The organism is Bacillus sp. Xin1 (assembly GCF_013314535.1).
GTDB lineage: Bacteria > Bacillota > Bacilli > Bacillales > Bacillaceae_G > Bacillus_A.
Window position 1 is genome coordinate 88,424 of sequence record NZ_JABUAE010000016.1, and the last position, 17,641, is coordinate 106,064.

Below are 17,641 nucleotides of genomic sequence, written 5' to 3' on the forward strand. Positions count from 1 at the left end.
TGAAATATATGTTAAAAAAATTAACAAGAGAAGAACTGATAAATCTAGTAAGTAAAATTGTAGAATGTGAAGGAACTGAAGAAGAGATTGATGAAATGATAGAAATTGTAGAAAGAAATGTTCCACATCCAGACGTAAGTGATCTAATATATTGGAATGATGAAGACCTTACTCCAGAACAAATAGTAGATATAGCATTAGCATATAAACCAATACAGCTTTAGAATTTAATAATGTCTTACTCTTGCTACATAAATAACAATAAAGTTAATGCTTTATTAGATAAAAATTAGAAGAGTTATAAATTCAGCAAAAATGATTTCAAAATATTTTACTATCTATCTCCTAAGTGGAAATTGTAATCAAAAATAAAGTTCAAAATATGATAAAAAGCCAATTCTTATGAACTGGCTTTTTTATTCACCTCATCTGTACATAAGTTTCATTTCAATCACAAGTAGCTTTAACTGATGTCATCAAATTACAAGAAATTTACCAATGGGGTAGGATTGGAGTTATAAAAACAAATGGAAAGATAAGGACTATTTTCCCGGATGCTGCTCAACAACCGTAGATAGAGTTTGGAGGATTAATATGAATATAGAAAATAAAATGCAAGTTATATTAGATAAAAGAAAAAAATTAAATTTAAATGATGATTATGGAATACAAACAAGTTGGAATGAAATAATAGAAGTTCTCTCAGAAAATGAGGAAAATACTATAAGATATTTAGAGAATTGTAGTAAGGAAGATTTATATTGGATAAGTGAAGTTTTTGAAGATATAGCAGAAATTGTGCAAAGTAAAGAATTTATTAATTGTTTAAGAAAATTAGATGAAAAATTTCCAGAATTAGAAATGACAAAGGATATTGATATAGCAGAAAGTTATATAGAAAACCTTTAAATTAAATGGTAAGCCGCCCACCTAAAAATGAACGACTTTCTTCATTACCTAATCCATTTTATACTGTTTTATTCGATCTAATGTTAGCATTTCGTTTCAATGCTAACATTAGAACTATCAGTTCTAAGTTTAGCAAGTGTACCTTCCACCTTTCAATGTAATAAAGAAACATATACTAAATAAAAAAGTTTACTAATTGTATACCTCAGTAAGCTTTTTTGTATGTTCTATTAAGATGTAAGTAGTTCTTGATTTTGTGTTTTCATGTACATCTGTAATAGTGGTGGCATATCAGTTATAAAACTCGTTCTTTAATTTTGAATATGGATAAGTTCTACTTTAACTATTTCAAGACCTTTTTTATTTTTTAAAATTACATCATAACTCAAGATTATCTTCAAATATTAAATATTTTTCATCCTTCCATGTAAAATATCATTTTCCAAACTTAACCATTTAAAATATTAACAATGGTAAAATATTATATATATATATATATGTATTTTATAATGGTGGCAAATTTTAATTATTAGGAGGGGGAAAAATGGCAATAAAAATGAAAAAAGCATACTCAACAATCAAAAAAGAAGATGTAACAGCTAAATATGTCGAAAATCATCAAGAATTGAAAGTGGGATTAGAATGTCATATTTGTAGGATAGGTGTGGCTCACAAAAATAGTTATAAAAGAGTTGAGAGTCCGGTTCCAACTCACTTCACAAGAAAACCAAGGGTAGAACATAAGGAGGGGTGTAAATATAATACGGTAGGACAAGTTACTGAAATAGCTAAGGACTCTAATGATAAAATTTTAGAAAGTATAAAGAAAAATAAATTCACTTTCCGATTAACAATGATTCACGAGCCATTAAGAGATTTAGGTAAACATAGTAATAGTTCTCCTAATAACGACGGAACTGCAGCTCCAAACAAAGATAGGAAGTATGTTTCCAAAGGAAAATTAAGTTCCTATTTAGCCACAATGAAAAAGGTTCTTGAACTACGAAAAGCCGTAGAAGATGACGATTCGAATGAATTAGAATCTATTATAGAAATTCAAATGTATGGGAAGAAAATCAAATGGCCAAATTTTTATTATGATCAAGAAAGATATCTAGATGCTTATAACTATTTGAAATCTCTTGGATCCAAAAAACACCCTATTTGTATCGAAGGGATAGTAAACAATGTTAGCCCGTTTAAGCAAGGAGATCGTTACGCTGTAAATCTGCGGTATGGTAAAAAAGATAAAAACATGGAACAAATTCCTGCAGCTTCTATCTTTGTTAGTGAAAACGATATCCCGTCTGACACTTTTGAACCTGGTCAACACATTGTTGTATGTGCATTATGTACAAAAAATGAAGGTGAGCAAAAAGACGAAAACGGAAAAGTTATAAATAAATATTTCAACATTCGCGCATCACTATATCATAAAAATCAGCTAGTTATATTTAAAGACGATGAAGAACGTTGATGACATAGAAAATCTATCAGTACATTAATAGAAATATAAATACCATGTTATCGGGATACCCTTCCCCAATAAAAAGCTTACTGCTATGTATATTCAGTAAGCTTTTTATATGGTACTTGTTTAAAAAAGGGATAAAGAAAGCGAGCAGCTATCTTTATCCTCTTTTTTGAATTCACTCTTATATATAAATAAACTTATTTATTTTCTTCTTGTTTCTCCACATACACATAAGCATCTTTCGCACTTTTATGTATCTCACCTTGTGTATTCTCCGCAAGCTGACTCGCATTTAGCAAAGAAAAGATGATGAGCGCTTCTAGTGACATTTTATTTTACCACTCCTTTCGTCCAATTGATTATATACATTCATCATAACGCTTTCATGTGATTTCCGTATGAACATGAAAAGAAAATTAAAACAAAAGAGCTTTGAGGAATCTATCTCCTCAAAGCTCTTTAATCATTCTCTATTGATTAGTAACGAATTAAGAAATATTTCTTTTTACCGCGGCGGATGATTGTAAATTTACCTTCAATGCGGTCATTTTCTGTTACAACATAATCTAATGCTTGTGTACGCTCACCATTTACATAAATCGCACCATTTGTTACATCTTCACGTGCTTGACGTTTAGATGGAGAGATTTTACTTTCTACAAGTAAGTCAATTAATCCAGTATCTTCTGCACTGCGTTCTACAGATGGTACATCTTTGAAGCCTTGCTCGATTTCGCTTGCAGTAAGTTCTGCTACAGAACCGCTGAATAATGCCGCTGAAATTTTAATTGCTTGTTCTAATGCTTCTTCGCCGTGAACAAGTTTTGTCATTTCAGATCCTAATGCTTTTTGCGCTGCACGTTTTTCTGGCGCTTCAGCTACTTGCTTCTCAAGCTCAATAATTTCTTCATGAGATAAGAATGTGAAGTATTTTAAGTATTTTACAACATCGCGGTCATCTGTGTTAATCCAGAATTGGTAGAACTCGTAAGGCGTTGTTTTCTCTGGATCTAACCAAATCGCACCGCCTTCTGTTTTACCAAACTTCGTACCGTCAGATTTTGTAACAAGTGGAATTGTTAAACCGAATGCTTTCGCATCTTCTTCTGATTTACGGATTAATTCAAGACCAGCTGTAATGTTACCCCATTGGTCACTACCACCGATTTGCAGGCGGCAATTATGTTGTTGGTATAAGTTTAAGAAGTCGTATGATTGTAAAATCATGTAACTAAACTCAGTAAATGAAATACCAGTCTCTAGACGAGATGCTACTGTATCTTTTGCTAACATGTAGTTTAAACCGAAGTTTTTACCGATATCACGTAAGAATGTGATGACATCTAAGTTACCAAGCCAGTCATAGTTGTTAGCCATTGTTGCTGGGTTGTCCACATTTTCAAACTCCAAGAAGTTTGAAAGCTGGTTTTTAATGCTTTCCGTGTAGTAAGCAACTGTATCTTTCGTATTTAATGTACGCTCTGCTTTTTTACCACTTGGGTCACCGATCATACCCGTACCACCGCCAACAAGTGCGATTGGTTGGTGACCAGCTAATTGGAAACGACGCAACATTAATACTGGTAACATATGACCGATGTGTAAGCTATCCGCTGTTGGGTCGAAACCACAGTATAGTTTAACGCTTTCTTTTTCTAGTAACTGCTCTAAACCTTCAGCATCTGTTTGCTGATTAATTAGTCCGCGAAATTCAAGATCTTGTAAAATACCCATATCCTACATACTCTCCTTTAAGTTAAGTCTGGCGTGAATGTTGAAAACATAAAAAAATCGCCCCTTCAAATAAGGGACGATTTTGATCATCGCGTTACCACCCTAGTTGCAGACAAAAAAAGCCTACCACCTTATTTACATAACGGCTTAGCACCGTCTTTTCCCTTTTGAATACAATTCAATCGAAAAAAGATGCTCTAGGGGCGTAATTCGCGATCATCTATGTGCTGATTTTCACCGACCATCAGCTCTCTAAAACAGGGAAATGATCACTACTTCTCCCTTTCCACGCTCAATTATTCATATACTTTTCTTTATATCATTATTTGTATAGGCGTGTCAAATAGAGGTGGGAGTTCTTTTCTTACCAACCCCTTACAAAGTCGCAATGAATATTGTAATAAGGGAGAGGATTGGAACACCAACTAATAGTGAAACATGAAACACAATCGATAAATCATTTCCAATCGTTGCTTCCACAGGATCTTTCGCTGGAGCGGCAAGGAATCCAAGCATTCTATCAAAACGACTTACCGTTTTCGGAAAATCCGGTATTTCTACATGGTCGCTATCTAAATGTTGCTTTATTTTATATTCATTCTTAAAAGGATTTTCACTCAATTTCATCCACCTCCAGCAATTGTTTCAATTTCTTTATACCATTATGAAGTCTCGATTTCACTGTTCCTAGAGGAATACCTAAAACCTCTGCAATTTCCTTTTGCGGCATATCGTGATAATAAGAAAGAATAAGGACCGCTCTCTGCTCTTCAGGAACTTTCAAGATTGCCTCTCTTACGGTGAGTCTATCTTCTTGAGAAAATTCCTTCTCCTGTATCGGCACTAAAAACGGCAAAAGAGAACGCCATTTTTTTCTTCGATTCAATTTATTAATCATAAGCCGATAACCGATTTGGAACAAATACGTCTTAATCTTCCCCTTTTCAATCTCATACATATGTTTCTTACGCTCTAACGTTAAAAATGTATCTTGAACGAGGTCTATACTCAATTGCTCATCACGGTTAAATCGATACAAAAATGTATATAGCGCTGGTTTGATCAAAACATATAGTTTTTCTCCGGCCTGCTTATCTCCATTTTGGTACGCAAGCATGAGCTCCTCCTCAATCCCAATCTGCGCCATGATTCTTGATCTCCTTTATTCCTTTTAACGTTAATGAAATTCGGGAAATTAAATATACACTTGCGACAATAATCCACACTTGTGATTGATTCGTAAAAAATTGAACGTAAGGGTTTTGAATTGTATGACCGATTGAAACTAAAATATTTAATACTTGTACACATATGCATGCATACACTGCAAGACAGACCGAAATAGTATCGAATACATTCCAGCGAAAATATACTTTTGTTTTTGTAAAATCGATTTTATATCCTTTTTTTCGTACAATATATTTTCTATCAAACGGAATAATAATTGAAAACATAACAATCAGTATGACTCCAGCTGTAATCATTGATACTTTAAATCCAATTGGCATCGGTAATAACATACCGCAAGAAAATACGGCTATAATTCCGATTAAAGCAAACGTAAAAATCCATTTATTAAACATATAAGTGCCTCCCCCATCTATTCTTTCATAAATGTATACAGCCGAGGAAGGCGCTTCGTTCAAATATTATTTTATTTTTTTAATAATCTTCGCAGGATTTCCACCCACTACTACATTACTTGGAACATCCTTCGTTACAACTGCACCAGAGGCAATCACCGCGTTATCTCCAATTGTAACCCCTGGATTAATTATAGCTCTCCCGCCAATCCACACGTTATTTCCAATTGTTACTGGTTTACCAAATTCTTTACCACTAATACGTTCAATTGGATCAAGCGGATGTGTCGCCGTATAAATATGAACCCCTGGAGCTAGCATACAGTTTTCGCCAATCGTTACAGGGCATACATCTAAAATGACGCAATCAAAATTTGCGTAAAAGTTTTCTCCGACATGAATGTTATAACCGTAATCACATTTGAAAGAAGATTCAACATGAATATTATCTCCTGTCGTTCCGAATAGCTCTTTTACGATTAAACTGCGCTCTTCGTATTTTGTTTCCGGTGTTTCATTTAATTTTCTCGTTAATATACGAGCCTGCGCTCTGCCTTCCACTAGTACTGGGTCAGCAGGTACATACATTTCCCCTTGTATCATCTTTTCTTTTTCTGTTTTCATAATAGCATCCCCTTCAACACGTATATATAAGTTAACTCTTATTATAATAACACAAAAAGAAAGGTCTGAACGAAGTATACGTTCAGACCTTTCCTTCTTAATCTTCCATTGTTGATAAGTCACCAGTTGGTAAGTTTAGCTCCCATGCTTTTAACACGCGTCGCATAATTTTACCACTTCTCGTTTTCGGTAATTTATCACGGAATTCAATTTGTCTTGGCGCTGCATGAGCTGCTAAGCCTTTTTTCACAAATTGACGAATCTCTTCTTTTAATTCATCAGATGCTTCATATCCCGCGCGCAGTGCAATAAACGCTTTAATAATTTCACCGCGTACTGGGTCTGGAATACCGATTACACCCGCTTCAGCTACTGCAGAGTGTTCAATTAATTTACTTTCTACTTCAAATGGCCCAACGCGCTCACCAGACGTCATGATCACGTCATCAATACGCCCTTGGAACCAGAAATATCCATCTTCATCCATATAAGCCGAGTCTCCTGATACATACCAATCTCCTGGCATAAAGTAAGACTCATATTTTTGCGGGTTGTTCCAAACAGCGCGCATCATAGATGGCCATCCCTTAGCAATCGCTAAATTCCCCATTGTGTATGGTGGCACTTCATTTCCTTCATTATCAACAATCGCTGCCTTCACACCTGGAATTGGTTTTCCCATTGATCCAGGACGAATTTCCATACAAGGATAGTTACAGATTACTTGTCCTCCTGTTTCTGTCATCCACCATGTATCATGAATTCGAAGACCGAATGCATTCATTCCCCAGCGAATTACTTCTGGGTTTAATGGTTCACCAACACTTAGTACGTGACGGAGTGCTGATAAGTCGTACTTCTTAATCGCCCCTTCGCCTGCTCCCATCAGCATACGGAATGCTGTTGGCGCACTATACCAAACTGTTACACCGTAATCTTGCAATGCTTCGTACCATGCCTCTGGACTAAAACGTCCTCCTAAAACGACATTTGATCCCCCTACTAACCACGGTGCAAAAATACCGTAAGCTGTTCCTGTTACCCAGCCTGGATCAGCTGTGCACCAATATACATCGTCTTCTTTTAAATCAAGCACCCATTTTGCTGTTTGATAGTGCTGCACCATTGCATTTTGCGCATGAAGGACTCCCTTTGGTTTTCCTGTAGAACCGGATGTATAATGAAGAATTAATCCATCTTCGCGATCTAACCACTCAATTTGCAGTTTGTTAGAAGCTTGCTCAAATAATGGATTGAACGCTACAAGCTTTCCACCTTCTTCTACATTATCACCAACAAGAAAGACTGTTTTTAATGCTGGTAAATCATTTAATGGTACACGCTCTAGTAATTCAGGCGTTGTAATTAACACCTTCGCTTCACTATCTTCTAAGCGATCGCGTACTGCTCCTTCCATAAATGCTTCAAATAGCGGTCCAACAATTGCTCCTAATTTGACTGCACCAAGAAGTGCAAAATATAATTCTGGTGAACGCGGCATGAAAATAAAAACGCGATCGCCTTTTTCCACATCACCATAGTTTTTTAGGACATTTCCCGCTTTATTGGAGAATTCCTTCATTTCTTTAAAGGTATATTTCTCTTTGCGCGCTCCATCTTGATAATATAGAGCCACTTTATTTTTCCGAGCAGATTTCGCATGTTTATCAATTGCTTCATACGCCATATTTACTCGGCCAGTTTCATACCAAGAAAAGTTTTTATTTACCTCTTCCCAGTTAAAACCTGCATACGTTTCTTCATAGTTCAACAAATTATTTTCTCCTTTAATAACTGGAAGCGTTTCTACTTTCATACTTTACATCCCCCTCCTATGTATTCTATTATCTATTATAATGACATTATTTAAAATTTTCAGTATATTTGTTGATTTTTAGACAAATTTTTACTGACAAAATTCGATTCACATCGCATATATTATAAAGTACGATAGTTTGTAGATTCACAAACCCTCAAGGTGGTGAGCAAAACATTGATTCATAAAAAACTATATAATGCACGAAATTTAAAAACGGCAAGAGGTACTTTAATCATTGAAGGTCCAGTATCTACACATAATCTCGAAATGTATGAATTTCACCCAGACTTAGTTGCATTTCGCCCTGCTGATCAACAATATAAAGCAATTGTCGAAATTTCTAAGTTACCAGAAGCTCGTCTCATTATTGCGAGACAAGACCAAACAATTGTCGGATATGTTACGTATTTATATCCTGATCCGCTAGAACGATGGTCAGAAGGAAAAATGGACAATTTAATTGAACTCGGGGCAATTGAAGTCGTCCCCGCATTCCGTGGATGCTCTGTTGGAAAAAATCTATTAGAAGTTTCGATGATGGATGATTATATGGAAGATTATATTATATTAACAACTGAGTATTATTGGCACTGGGATTTAAAACAAACCGGCTTAAATGTTTGGGAATATCGAAAAGTAATGGAAAAAATGATGAATGCCGGTGGTTTAGAATGGATGGCAACAGACGATCCAGAAATTTGTTCTCATCCCGCTAACTGTTTAATGGTTCGCATCGGCAAGCGCGTTGATACAAATTCCATCCAAGATTTTGATCGCTTACGATTTCAAAATCGCTTTATGTATTAAGAAGGGAGGCATATAAAATGATTGTAGAAGAAATTATGAATCATGACGTAATTACACTGCGTCCAGATGACACAATCGAAACCGCAATTCGTACAATACGTACAAATGGAATTCGTCATATTCCCATTATTGGGCATAACAACAACGTAGTCGGTATTATTTCTGACCGTGACGTACGTGATGCAAGTCCATCAATTCTCGATGAAGAAGTTTCACTGGATATGCTTAAACAACCGATTCAATTAATTATGAAACAACCAGTAATGACGTGTCATCCTCTCGATTTCGTCGAAGAAATTGCCACATTATTTTTTGAAAATAAAATCGGCTGCCTTCCTGTTACAAAGAGCGGTAAACTTGTTGGAATCATATCGGAATCCACAGTATTACATACACTCGTTAAACTAACAGGTGCCCATCAACCAAGTTCACAAATTGAAATTCAAGTAAAAAATGAACCTGGTATTCTTGGAAAAGTAGTTGCTATTTTTAGTGACTTACACATTAATATTGTGAGCGTTCTCGTCTATCCAGCAAAAGATGAGAATGATAAAGTACTCGTTTTCCGCATTCAAACGATGAATCCTCTAAGAGTGATTGAAGCACTAGAGAAAAAAGGCTACCATGTTTTATGGCCAAATATTATGGGGATGCAGGCATGACAAGTGCCTTCATCTATTCAGAGGATTTTCGGGGCTATTCCTTTAGCCCTGAACATCCCTTTAATCAACTTCGCGTAACACTCACCTATGATTTACTAGTAAAGAGTGGATTCATTCATCCTTCTCAAGTCATTCCACCACGAATGGCGACTGATGAGGAGATTGCTTTCGTTCATACGGAAGAATACATAAATGCGGTAAAACGTGCTGGGGAAGGAAAGTTAGAACAGTCAATTGCTATGTCATACGGTCTTGGAACAGAAGATACACCGATGTTCCCGAATATGCATGAAGCGAGCGCATTACTTGTTGGTGGAACATTAACAGCTGTAGATGCTGTCCTCTCAGGTAAAGTAAAGCATGCATTAAATTTAGGCGGTGGATTACATCACGGATTCCGTGGTAAAGCATCTGGCTTTTGTATTTACAACGACAGTTCGATTGCAATCAAATATATACAGAAAAAATATGGCTTACGTGTTTTATATATTGATACAGACGCCCATCACGGCGATGGTGTACAATGGTCCTTTTATGATGACCCTAACGTCTGTACCATCTCACTGCATGAAACTGGACGCTATTTATTTCCTGGAACCGGTGCTGTAAACGAGCGTGGACAAGGTAATGGCTATAATTATTCCTTTAACGTTCCACTCGATGCCTTTACAGAGGATGAATCTTTTTTACAATCGTACCGAACCGTTGTGAAAGAAGTGGCAGCTTATTTTAAGCCAGATATTATTTTAACGCAAAACGGGGCCGATGCACATTATTACGATCCTCTTACTCACCTTTGTGCAACGATGCAAATTTATCGTGAAATTCCAAAGCTTGCTCATGAAATTGCCAATGAATACTGCGATGGGCGCTGGATTGCTGTTGGCGGTGGTGGCTACGATATGTGGCGTGTCGTCCCAAGAGCATGGGCACTCATTTGGCTCGAAATGAACAACAGCCAAAACATCTCAGGTTACCTCCCTCCAGAATGGATTGAAGCTTGGAAAGGACAAGCACCTATCGATCTTCCTCTTACATGGGAAGATTCTAACAACATGTATAATCCCATCCCTCGAAAACGAGAAATTGAAGAAAAAAATGCATTAACAGTGGCAAAATGCCTTGAAATCATTCGGAATAATACAAAAAAGGCTTTATATTAAATAATAAGAATAGGAGGTTTCCTCCTATTCTTATTCATGCTAAAAAAAGGAACCATATTGTGTAATCGGTGGTTCGCGTAATATAGTAAATGAAATTTTATCAGCGATTTTTTAAATATATCGACCATTTCTCACCATATATCGGCGATTCGACAAAGGATATCGATCATTCAGCAAATATCGACACCAAAATCTGTTTCCTTTCGTTTCTCAACACTTGGGATAAGAATAGAAGGAGGATATTCTATGTGGAAACAACAACCCTTACATACAAAACGCGGCATTTTTGAAATTTTTATAAAAGGTAGTGGTGAACCACTATGCGTTACACATCATTACTCCGAATTTAACGAATCCGGTGATTATTTTGCTGAAAGCTTTACTTCTACTCACCAAGTATTTCTTATTAATTTAAGAAATGCTGGTCATTCTGCGAAAGCTACAACGGAACATGAATTAAGTATGAGCGAAACAATTGAAGATTTAGAAGCAATAAAAGAATCTCTGCACCTTTCAGCGTGGCATTTCGCTGGTCATTCTACTGGTGGTATGCTTGGTCTCCTGTATGCAATTACCTATCCTGCCTCCTTGCAATCCTTAGTTGTTGTCGGTGCTGCTGCTAGTAACTATACAGCAACACCAGATTGTATTTACCATCCTGCTCACCCAAAATTTCAATATATGCAAGACATCATCGAAGAATTGAAACTCCCTCATCTTACACCAGAAGTGCGAAGTGCATTATCGGCTAAGCGAACAACATTATCTTTATATAAGCCCGAAAATTACGAAATATATTTTTCAAAACCTATTTATAAAACAATGGCAGTAAGTCGAATGAACGCTTTTGCTAAAGAATATTCACAATTTGACCTAAGAGATCGCCTCTCATCTATTACAACCAGAACACTCATTATTTGTGGAAACCATGATGTTCAATGCCCAGTTCAATATTCTATCGAGATAGAAAAGAAGATAACGGATTCTATCTTTATCCTATTTGAGTACAGCAACCACTACCCTTTTTTAGAAGAAAGCAATCGTTTTATGTCGATCATTGAAACTTTTTATAAATTATTACAACATGAAAGCAGCAAGTACTAAATCACTTGCTGCTTGTGTAAACCACTTCTTTATTTCGTTACAAACGTAACCTGATTTGCAGTTGCCCAGCCATTCATCGGTACAACCGTATATTTCTTGCCTGACTGCAACGTTGTACCATTTTGTAAATCAAAGATTCCTACTGCTCCTTTTCGAGAAGTAAAACGATATTGTGCCTCTATTTTATTTCCATCCTCATCTTGTAATTCCACTTTTCGTCCAGCAAACAGTTCCATATTCGGATCTTTCCCTAATGTAATTTGAATCGACTTATTATCTATCGCTTCTGCGCTTTGAATCGTAAGTGGCCCAATAGTTCCCGCAGTAAATGTTGGATTTTTAACCGTCGCCCAATCAGACGTGATTGTGTATGTCATACCTGGTTGTAACGTTTGACCAGCAGGTAGACGAAACTTCGGTGCTTGTCTGCCATCTGCCGCTTGTGCAAATGGGACATATCCTACTACAATTTGTTCCCCTGAACTTGATGTAATTGTTAGTTTCCGATCGCGCAGCGAAGAGATAACTTGATATTGTTTTCCTTCTTTATCTTTATTTTCTTCGTCTAACTGAAACGCTTGATCTCCTCGCCCTGCTTTATACGCTTCAATTATATTTGCATAATCTGTCACACCATCTTCTAAAAAGGATTCAATTTCAAACGTATCATTTGTCACTTGCTTTGCTTGGCGAACATTAATTTTTTCAGTACTCGCCTCGAATTTTTCCTTTTTCCCACCTCTATAGCTTACTTTATATATTGTCCCTGGCTTTTGAACTGTAACAGGTACAATATATGTACTTGTAGCTCCTGTTTTTAATCGTGGTACATTCACAATTTCTAAGCCGTTATCAAATACAAAGTTTTTCTTAATCGCCTCTAAATTTTCCGGCTTCACCTCTTCTTCTGATAAAGGTTTAGAAAATGTTAGTTGTAATGTTATTGCGTTTAACGGCTGTAATTTTGTAATCTGCGCTTCTTGTTGCTCCTTTTCTTTTTTCTTTTCTTGTTTTGTCTCCTGTTTTGCTTCTACTTTTGTTTCCCCTTGTACACAACCTGTTACCATTACTGTAAACCCAATCATAGCTGGCACTATAAATTTCATTTTTTTCATCCTCATCAAACCTCCAAATGATTATTTTCATTTCGTATTCAACCATCTCGTGCACATATAACAGATACCAGTTCCTTTCTTCCTGTGATACCTATAGTAGATGGCAAGTATAAATTGCCAATAAATAAATTCTTAAAAAAAGATAAAATAAAGGTAATATATTTTTAAATTCTGTGAATTTCACTGCCCTTAAACATAAAAAAACCTGTCAACACTTTGACAGGTTCGCTATACATTAAAACGATATCCAGCTCCCCACACCGTTTCAATATATTGTGGAAGAGCAGGATCTCTTTCAATTTTCTCACGTAACTTTCGCACATGAACAACAACTGTAGCTAAATCTCCAGCTGAATCTAATCCCCAAATACGTTCAAATAATTGTTCCTTACTTAACACTTGATTCGGATTCATCACAAAAAATGTTAGCAAATCAAATTCTTTCGTTGTAAAAGCAATTTCTTCATTGTTTATGAATACTTTTCTAGCACGCTGATCAATAGAAATCCCATGGATATATAACGTATCTCGCTGCTTAATTATATTTCCAGATAATCGTTCATAACGCGCGATATGTGCTTTTACTCTTGCGACTAATTCACTTGGACTGAATGGCTTCGTAATATAATCATCAGCTCCGAGCCCAAGTCCACGAATTTTATCGATATCTTCTTTTTTGGCTGAGACAAGTAAAATCGGAATATCTTTCACCGCACGTATTTGTTTACAAATTTCAAATCCATTTATTTTTGGAAGCATGATATCTAAAATAATTAGATCATATTGTTCCTGTAAAGCGCAGTGCAGTCCTGTTTCACCTGAATGTTGTACATCAACTTGAAAATCATGAATCTCTAAATAATCCCGCTGTAATTCCGCAATACTTACTTCATCTTCAATTAATAACACTCGCTTCAATTTACTCACCACATTCCTGTACTTTTTTCAATGAAAAGAAAATACTTGTGCTTTCTCCTAGTTTACTTTCCGCCCAAATCTTTCCGCCGTGCTCTTCAACAATCTGCTTTGCAATAGCCAAACCAAGACCACTTCCACCTGTACTAGAATTACGTGATTGTTCTGCACGATAAAAACGTTCAAAAATATAAGGAAGTGTATCTGATGCTATACCCGATCCATTATCTGTCACTCTCACGATTGCCATATCCGCTTCCTCTAGTAATGTAACTATAATTTCTTTCTGCGGTTTATCCATGTATTTCATACTATTATGAATTAAATTCGATATAACTCGCTTTACTTTCTCTCGATCAGCAGTTACATATAATGGCGATTCACGAAATGATTGCAAAGATAAATGGATTCCATCTTTACTTAAATCCATCTGTATTTCTTCTACTATATCTTCCATAAACAAATACAATTCTATCGTTTCAAAGTGAAATGGCACACGATTTAAATCTAATTTTGAAAATAAAAAGAGTTCATCGATGAGTGTATCCATATGTGTCGCCTTTGTATAAATCGTCGTTAAGTATCTATTCATTTTTTCAGGTGTATTAGCAACTCCATCTTTTATCCCTTCTACATAACCAATAATAGATGTAATGGGTGTTTTTAAGTCATGTGAGATATTCGAAATGAGCTCTTTTCGATTCTCTTCATATTGCGCTTGCACTTCAATTGATTCTTTTAATTTCTGCCTCATCTCTTCAAACGCTTGATTTAACTGCCCAATTTCATCATGAGACGTAACTGGAATTTGAAATTGCAAATCTCCGTCTTTAATTCTCCCAGTCGCATCTTTCAAGATCAGAATGGGTTTTATCACACTTCTTGAAACAAAATAACTTAATAATCCAATGATGAAAATAGCTAAAAGCAATAACGATACAAATAAAATAGGAAATAACTTTTGCGTTAAGTCTACATATGAGCTTTGCTTATTTAATACAAATATACTTCCTTCCTCATGATGAGGAAAATAAAAATCAAACTTTACATAGCGATAAAATGTATCATTTAGTTCCGTCGTACCGCGACTATTAATATTCGTTGATTCAAATTTAGGGAGAGCTCCTTTCAAATTAGAACTTTCAATTGCTTTTGATGCATATGAAATTGCATCTCCTTTTCTTACAACTATTTTCACACCTTTTTTCTCTAAGAGCGGCATCATTGCTGCATCCAATAGTTGCGATTGATTCTGCTTAGCTGCTACCTTCAATTCAAGAAAAGCATTTTCCTCCTCTGGCGTCAGTGGCTTTTGAATATAAGAACTCTTATAAAAATTTTTCACTGATTCTAAATTCCCTGTTATAGAAAAAACAATTAAAAAACCCGTAACCAATAACAGAGTAATTGAAACAAAAATCACAGCAATATAAGATAATAAAAATCTTGTTTTAATAGACATAACTCCATTCCTCGCTTTACGAACCTTTCTTATTATTCATAAGCATAAGAAGATATTTCCGAATACTCAAGCGATTTTATAGTTATTTTAGACACAGTTTATAAAAAATTAATATTTATATTTTACAGTATAAAGAGAAGCACCTGTATTCTAAGACGATTCTTACATTTACTGAGAAGAAGGTGGTGAAATTCAATGCTAAAAAGAACATTAAATATGATATGTTGTTTATTCTTTTTCCAAGGTTGCACACAAAATCAAGAACCTAAAAAGGAGATAAAAAACATGGAGAAGCAACTACTTACGGCTGTAGAACAAAGAGAGACAGCTACCGTTCTATCATTGGTTCAGCAAGGAGTAAATACAAATGTAACAGATAGTAAGGGCCGCACTCCTGTTATGATTGCTACCTATGGAAATGATGTAAAAACCGCAAAAATACTGATTGATGCCGGGGCTGATGTCAACATCCGAGACGGGATGAAAAATAACCCATTCTTATATGCTGGCGCTGAAGGTTATTTGGAAATTCTAAAACTAACAATTGATGCCGGTGCCGATCCAACACTTACAAATCGTTATGGAGGAACGGCTCTCATTCCGGCAGCAGAGCATGGGTATATCGAAGTGATAAAAGAACTTTTGACTCGAACAAATATTGATGTAAATCATGTTAATAATCTTGGTTGGACAGCCCTAATGGAAGCGATCGTATTGAGTGATAGTAGTAAAGAACAGCAGCAAGTAATACGCTTATTAATTGAACATGGCGCAGATGTAAATATTTCAGATCATGATGGAGTTACTCCACTGCAACACGCACGTACTCACAAGTTTAAAGAAATTGAAGAAATTTTATTACAAGCTGGTGCACAAGAATCGAACGTTTATAAGTAAGAATGTACTTCCGGTATACTTAAATCTTAATTTTTGCCTTTCCCCTCACACTATGCTACAGTTATCCCATCAAACATAGCTATACGGCTAGACAACCTTGATATTTATAACAGGGGGAAAATACATGAACAAACCTCGAATTGGTATGATAGGGCTAGGAAGCATCGCACAAAAGGCATATCTTCCAACACTTACAAAAGAAACAGATTGGACATTTGTGGGAGCGTTTACACCGAATGCTGCAAAACGCAAGCAAATTTGTGAGCAATATCGTATTCAAGACTTCACTAGCTTACAAAATCTCTCTTCAGAATGCGACGCAATGTTTGTCCATAGTTCCACTGCAACTCATTACGAAATTGTTTCTGAGCTTCTTCAAAAAGGAATCGATGTTTATGTGGATAAACCGTTAGCTGCCACAATTGAACAAGCTGAAAAATTAGTAGAGCTGAGTGAAAAGCATAACCGAAAACTTATGGTTGGCTTCAATCGCCGCTTCGTTCCAATTTATGTTGCTGCAAAAGAACAAGCTAATGATATTTCATGGATTCGTATTGAAAAACACCGGACAAACAAAGTTGGTCCATACACATATGATTTTACAATGCTTGATGATTATTTACACATCGTCGATACAGCACGCTGGTTAGCAGATGGTGATCTTCATGTTGTTCATAATATGATACAAACTAACGAAAAAAATGAACTCCTTTATGGCCATCATACATATACAAGTTCAAATGACACATTACTCTCTACAGCTATGCATCGCCATGCTGGCACAAATCTAGAACAAATCGAACTTGTGACAACAGGGAAAATTATTCGTGTGAAAAATATGAATACACTAGAGATTGAACAAGATAATCACGTTACACAAAGTGGTTCGCCATCATGGGAAACAACATTAAAACAGCGCGGGTTTGAAGATGCTGTGCATCATTTCATACATTGTGTACAAGGGGATACAAAGCCTCTTATTGATGGAGTAGAAGGATTAAAATCACAGCAAATGTTAGCGTCATTACTACAATTAACTATATAGGGCAAAATAAAACAACCACTCAGTCATAAAACTAAATGGTTGTTTTATTTTTTCTATGCGTTTTTACGTTTCATAAACAGTATCGAACCTACAGCTAGTAATAATCCCCCAGCTACAATAAAAATCCAATTTGAAAGATTTGAACCAGTAGCCGGTAATAATCCTCCTATTGTTGATTCTTTCTCTATTTTTGATTGTACCTGTTCTTTTGCTGGAAGGTTGTTATCGGGATGTGTTGTTGTACCCGGTGTAACTACCTTTTCAGGTTTCTTTTTATCCTTTACAGTATGTTTAATAATTTCTCCATCTTGCTTGATTTCAAATGGGA

The 17,641-nt window shown here is 35.8% G+C and carries 20 protein-coding genes and 1 other annotated feature; of the genes, 9 read left to right on the plus strand and 11 right to left on the minus strand.

The features are described 5' to 3' along the window. Window positions 1–8 precede the first annotated feature (8 nt). From HRG09_RS15635 to HRG09_RS15645, 3 genes are all read left to right on the plus strand, one after another. Window positions 9–224, plus strand: a complete 216-nt coding sequence (locus tag HRG09_RS15635; protein WP_174101756.1) for a bacteriocin immunity protein — start codon at window positions 9–11, stop codon at window positions 222–224. A 370-nt stretch (window positions 225–594) separates the two neighbouring features. After that, window positions 595–909, plus strand: a complete 315-nt coding sequence (locus HRG09_RS15640; RefSeq protein WP_174101757.1) for a hypothetical protein — start codon at window positions 595–597, stop codon at window positions 907–909. A 544-nt stretch (window positions 910–1,453) separates the two neighbouring features. Further along, the gene (locus tag HRG09_RS15645) at window positions 1,454–2,386 is read left to right on the plus strand and encodes a hypothetical protein (protein ID WP_174101758.1); all 933 of its coding nucleotides are present in this window, start codon (window positions 1,454–1,456) and stop codon (window positions 2,384–2,386) included. Window positions 2,387–2,580: 194 nt separating this feature from the next. On the opposite strand, the gene HRG09_RS15650 is transcribed toward HRG09_RS15645, so the two are convergent. The 7 genes from HRG09_RS15650 to acsA form a co-directional block, all read right to left on the minus strand. Then, window positions 2,581–2,712, minus strand: a complete 132-nt coding sequence (locus tag HRG09_RS15650) for a transporter (RefSeq protein ID WP_174101759.1) — start codon at window positions 2,710–2,712, stop codon at window positions 2,581–2,583. A 148-nt stretch (window positions 2,713–2,860) separates the two neighbouring features. Further along, window positions 2,861–4,117 carry a tyrosine--tRNA ligase gene (gene tyrS, locus HRG09_RS15655; protein WP_174101760.1) on the minus strand — a complete coding sequence of 419 codons (1,257 nt, stop codon included), beginning with the start codon at window positions 4,115–4,117 and terminating at the stop codon, window positions 2,861–2,863. 69 nt (window positions 4,118–4,186) lie between these two features. Next, window positions 4,187–4,415: a binding site (T-box leader), on the minus strand. Between the two features lie 77 nt (window positions 4,416–4,492). Beyond that, window positions 4,493–4,738, minus strand: coding sequence for a hypothetical protein (locus tag HRG09_RS15660; RefSeq protein WP_174101761.1), 246 nt, complete (start codon window positions 4,736–4,738; stop codon window positions 4,493–4,495). Beyond that, the gene (locus HRG09_RS15665) at window positions 4,731–5,264 is read right to left on the minus strand and encodes an RNA polymerase sigma factor (RefSeq protein ID WP_174101762.1); all 534 of its coding nucleotides are present in this window, start codon (window positions 5,262–5,264) and stop codon (window positions 4,731–4,733) included. The genes HRG09_RS15660 and HRG09_RS15665 overlap by 8 nt, the downstream gene beginning before the upstream one ends. Further along, window positions 5,245–5,700 (minus strand): hypothetical protein, encoded by a 456-nt coding sequence (locus tag HRG09_RS15670; RefSeq protein WP_174101763.1) that lies wholly within the window; start codon window positions 5,698–5,700, stop codon window positions 5,245–5,247. Before HRG09_RS15670 ends, HRG09_RS15665 begins: the two co-directional genes overlap by 20 nt. A gap of 66 nt (window positions 5,701–5,766) precedes the next feature. After that, on the minus strand, window positions 5,767–6,324 hold the full coding sequence (locus HRG09_RS15675) for a maltose acetyltransferase domain-containing protein (protein WP_174101764.1): 558 nt from the start codon (window positions 6,322–6,324) through the stop codon (window positions 5,767–5,769). A 97-nt stretch (window positions 6,325–6,421) separates the two neighbouring features. After that, on the minus strand, window positions 6,422–8,140 hold the full coding sequence (acsA, locus tag HRG09_RS15680; protein WP_174101765.1) for an acetate--CoA ligase: 1,719 nt from the start codon (window positions 8,138–8,140) through the stop codon (window positions 6,422–6,424). Window positions 8,141–8,317: 177 nt separating this feature from the next. Between acsA and acuA the strand changes: the two genes are divergently transcribed. The 4 genes from acuA (at window position 8,318) to HRG09_RS15700 (ending at window position 11,879) form a co-directional block, all read left to right on the plus strand. Continuing rightward, entirely contained in the window at window positions 8,318–8,950 is a 633-nt protein-coding gene (gene acuA / locus HRG09_RS15685) for an acetoin utilization protein acetyltransferase AcuA (protein ID WP_174101766.1), read from the plus strand. A 17-nt stretch (window positions 8,951–8,967) separates the two neighbouring features. Continuing rightward, complete coding sequence (locus HRG09_RS15690) at window positions 8,968–9,612, plus strand: acetoin utilization AcuB family protein (protein ID WP_174101767.1); 645 nt, start codon at window positions 8,968–8,970, stop codon at window positions 9,610–9,612. Next, window positions 9,609–10,775, plus strand: coding sequence for an acetoin utilization protein AcuC (locus HRG09_RS15695; RefSeq protein WP_174101768.1), 1,167 nt, complete (start codon window positions 9,609–9,611; stop codon window positions 10,773–10,775). Before HRG09_RS15690 ends, HRG09_RS15695 begins: the two co-directional genes overlap by 4 nt. 246 nt (window positions 10,776–11,021) lie before the next feature. Continuing rightward, window positions 11,022–11,879: an alpha/beta fold hydrolase gene (locus HRG09_RS15700; RefSeq protein WP_174101769.1), complete on the plus strand. Its 858-nt coding sequence runs from the start codon at window positions 11,022–11,024 to the stop codon at window positions 11,877–11,879. 29 nt (window positions 11,880–11,908) lie between these two features. Here the strand turns inward: HRG09_RS15700 and HRG09_RS15705 are convergent, their stop codons facing one another. From HRG09_RS15705 to HRG09_RS15715, 3 genes are all read right to left on the minus strand, one after another. Next, the gene (locus HRG09_RS15705) at window positions 11,909–12,994 is read right to left on the minus strand and encodes a hypothetical protein (protein WP_174101770.1); all 1,086 of its coding nucleotides are present in this window, start codon (window positions 12,992–12,994) and stop codon (window positions 11,909–11,911) included. Window positions 12,995–13,222: 228 nt separating this feature from the next. Continuing rightward, window positions 13,223–13,912, minus strand: coding sequence for a response regulator transcription factor (locus HRG09_RS15710; protein ID WP_174101771.1), 690 nt, complete (start codon window positions 13,910–13,912; stop codon window positions 13,223–13,225). Between the two features lies 1 nt (window position 13,913). Further along, window positions 13,914–15,371, minus strand: a complete 1,458-nt coding sequence (locus HRG09_RS15715; protein WP_174101772.1) for a sensor histidine kinase — start codon at window positions 15,369–15,371, stop codon at window positions 13,914–13,916. A 195-nt stretch (window positions 15,372–15,566) separates the two neighbouring features. Between HRG09_RS15715 and HRG09_RS15720 the strand changes: the two genes are divergently transcribed. Both HRG09_RS15720 and HRG09_RS15725 read left to right on the plus strand, forming a co-directional pair. Then, on the plus strand, window positions 15,567–16,268 hold the full coding sequence (locus HRG09_RS15720; protein WP_174101773.1) for an ankyrin repeat domain-containing protein: 702 nt from the start codon (window positions 15,567–15,569) through the stop codon (window positions 16,266–16,268). A gap of 124 nt (window positions 16,269–16,392) precedes the next feature. Then, entirely contained in the window at window positions 16,393–17,313 is a 921-nt protein-coding gene (locus HRG09_RS15725) for a Gfo/Idh/MocA family protein (RefSeq protein WP_174101774.1), read from the plus strand. A 53-nt stretch (window positions 17,314–17,366) separates the two neighbouring features. Here the strand turns inward: HRG09_RS15725 and HRG09_RS15730 are convergent. After that, window positions 17,367–17,641 (minus strand): LPXTG cell wall anchor domain-containing protein (locus HRG09_RS15730; protein WP_174101775.1); only part of this gene is annotated, 275 nt, incomplete at its 5' end.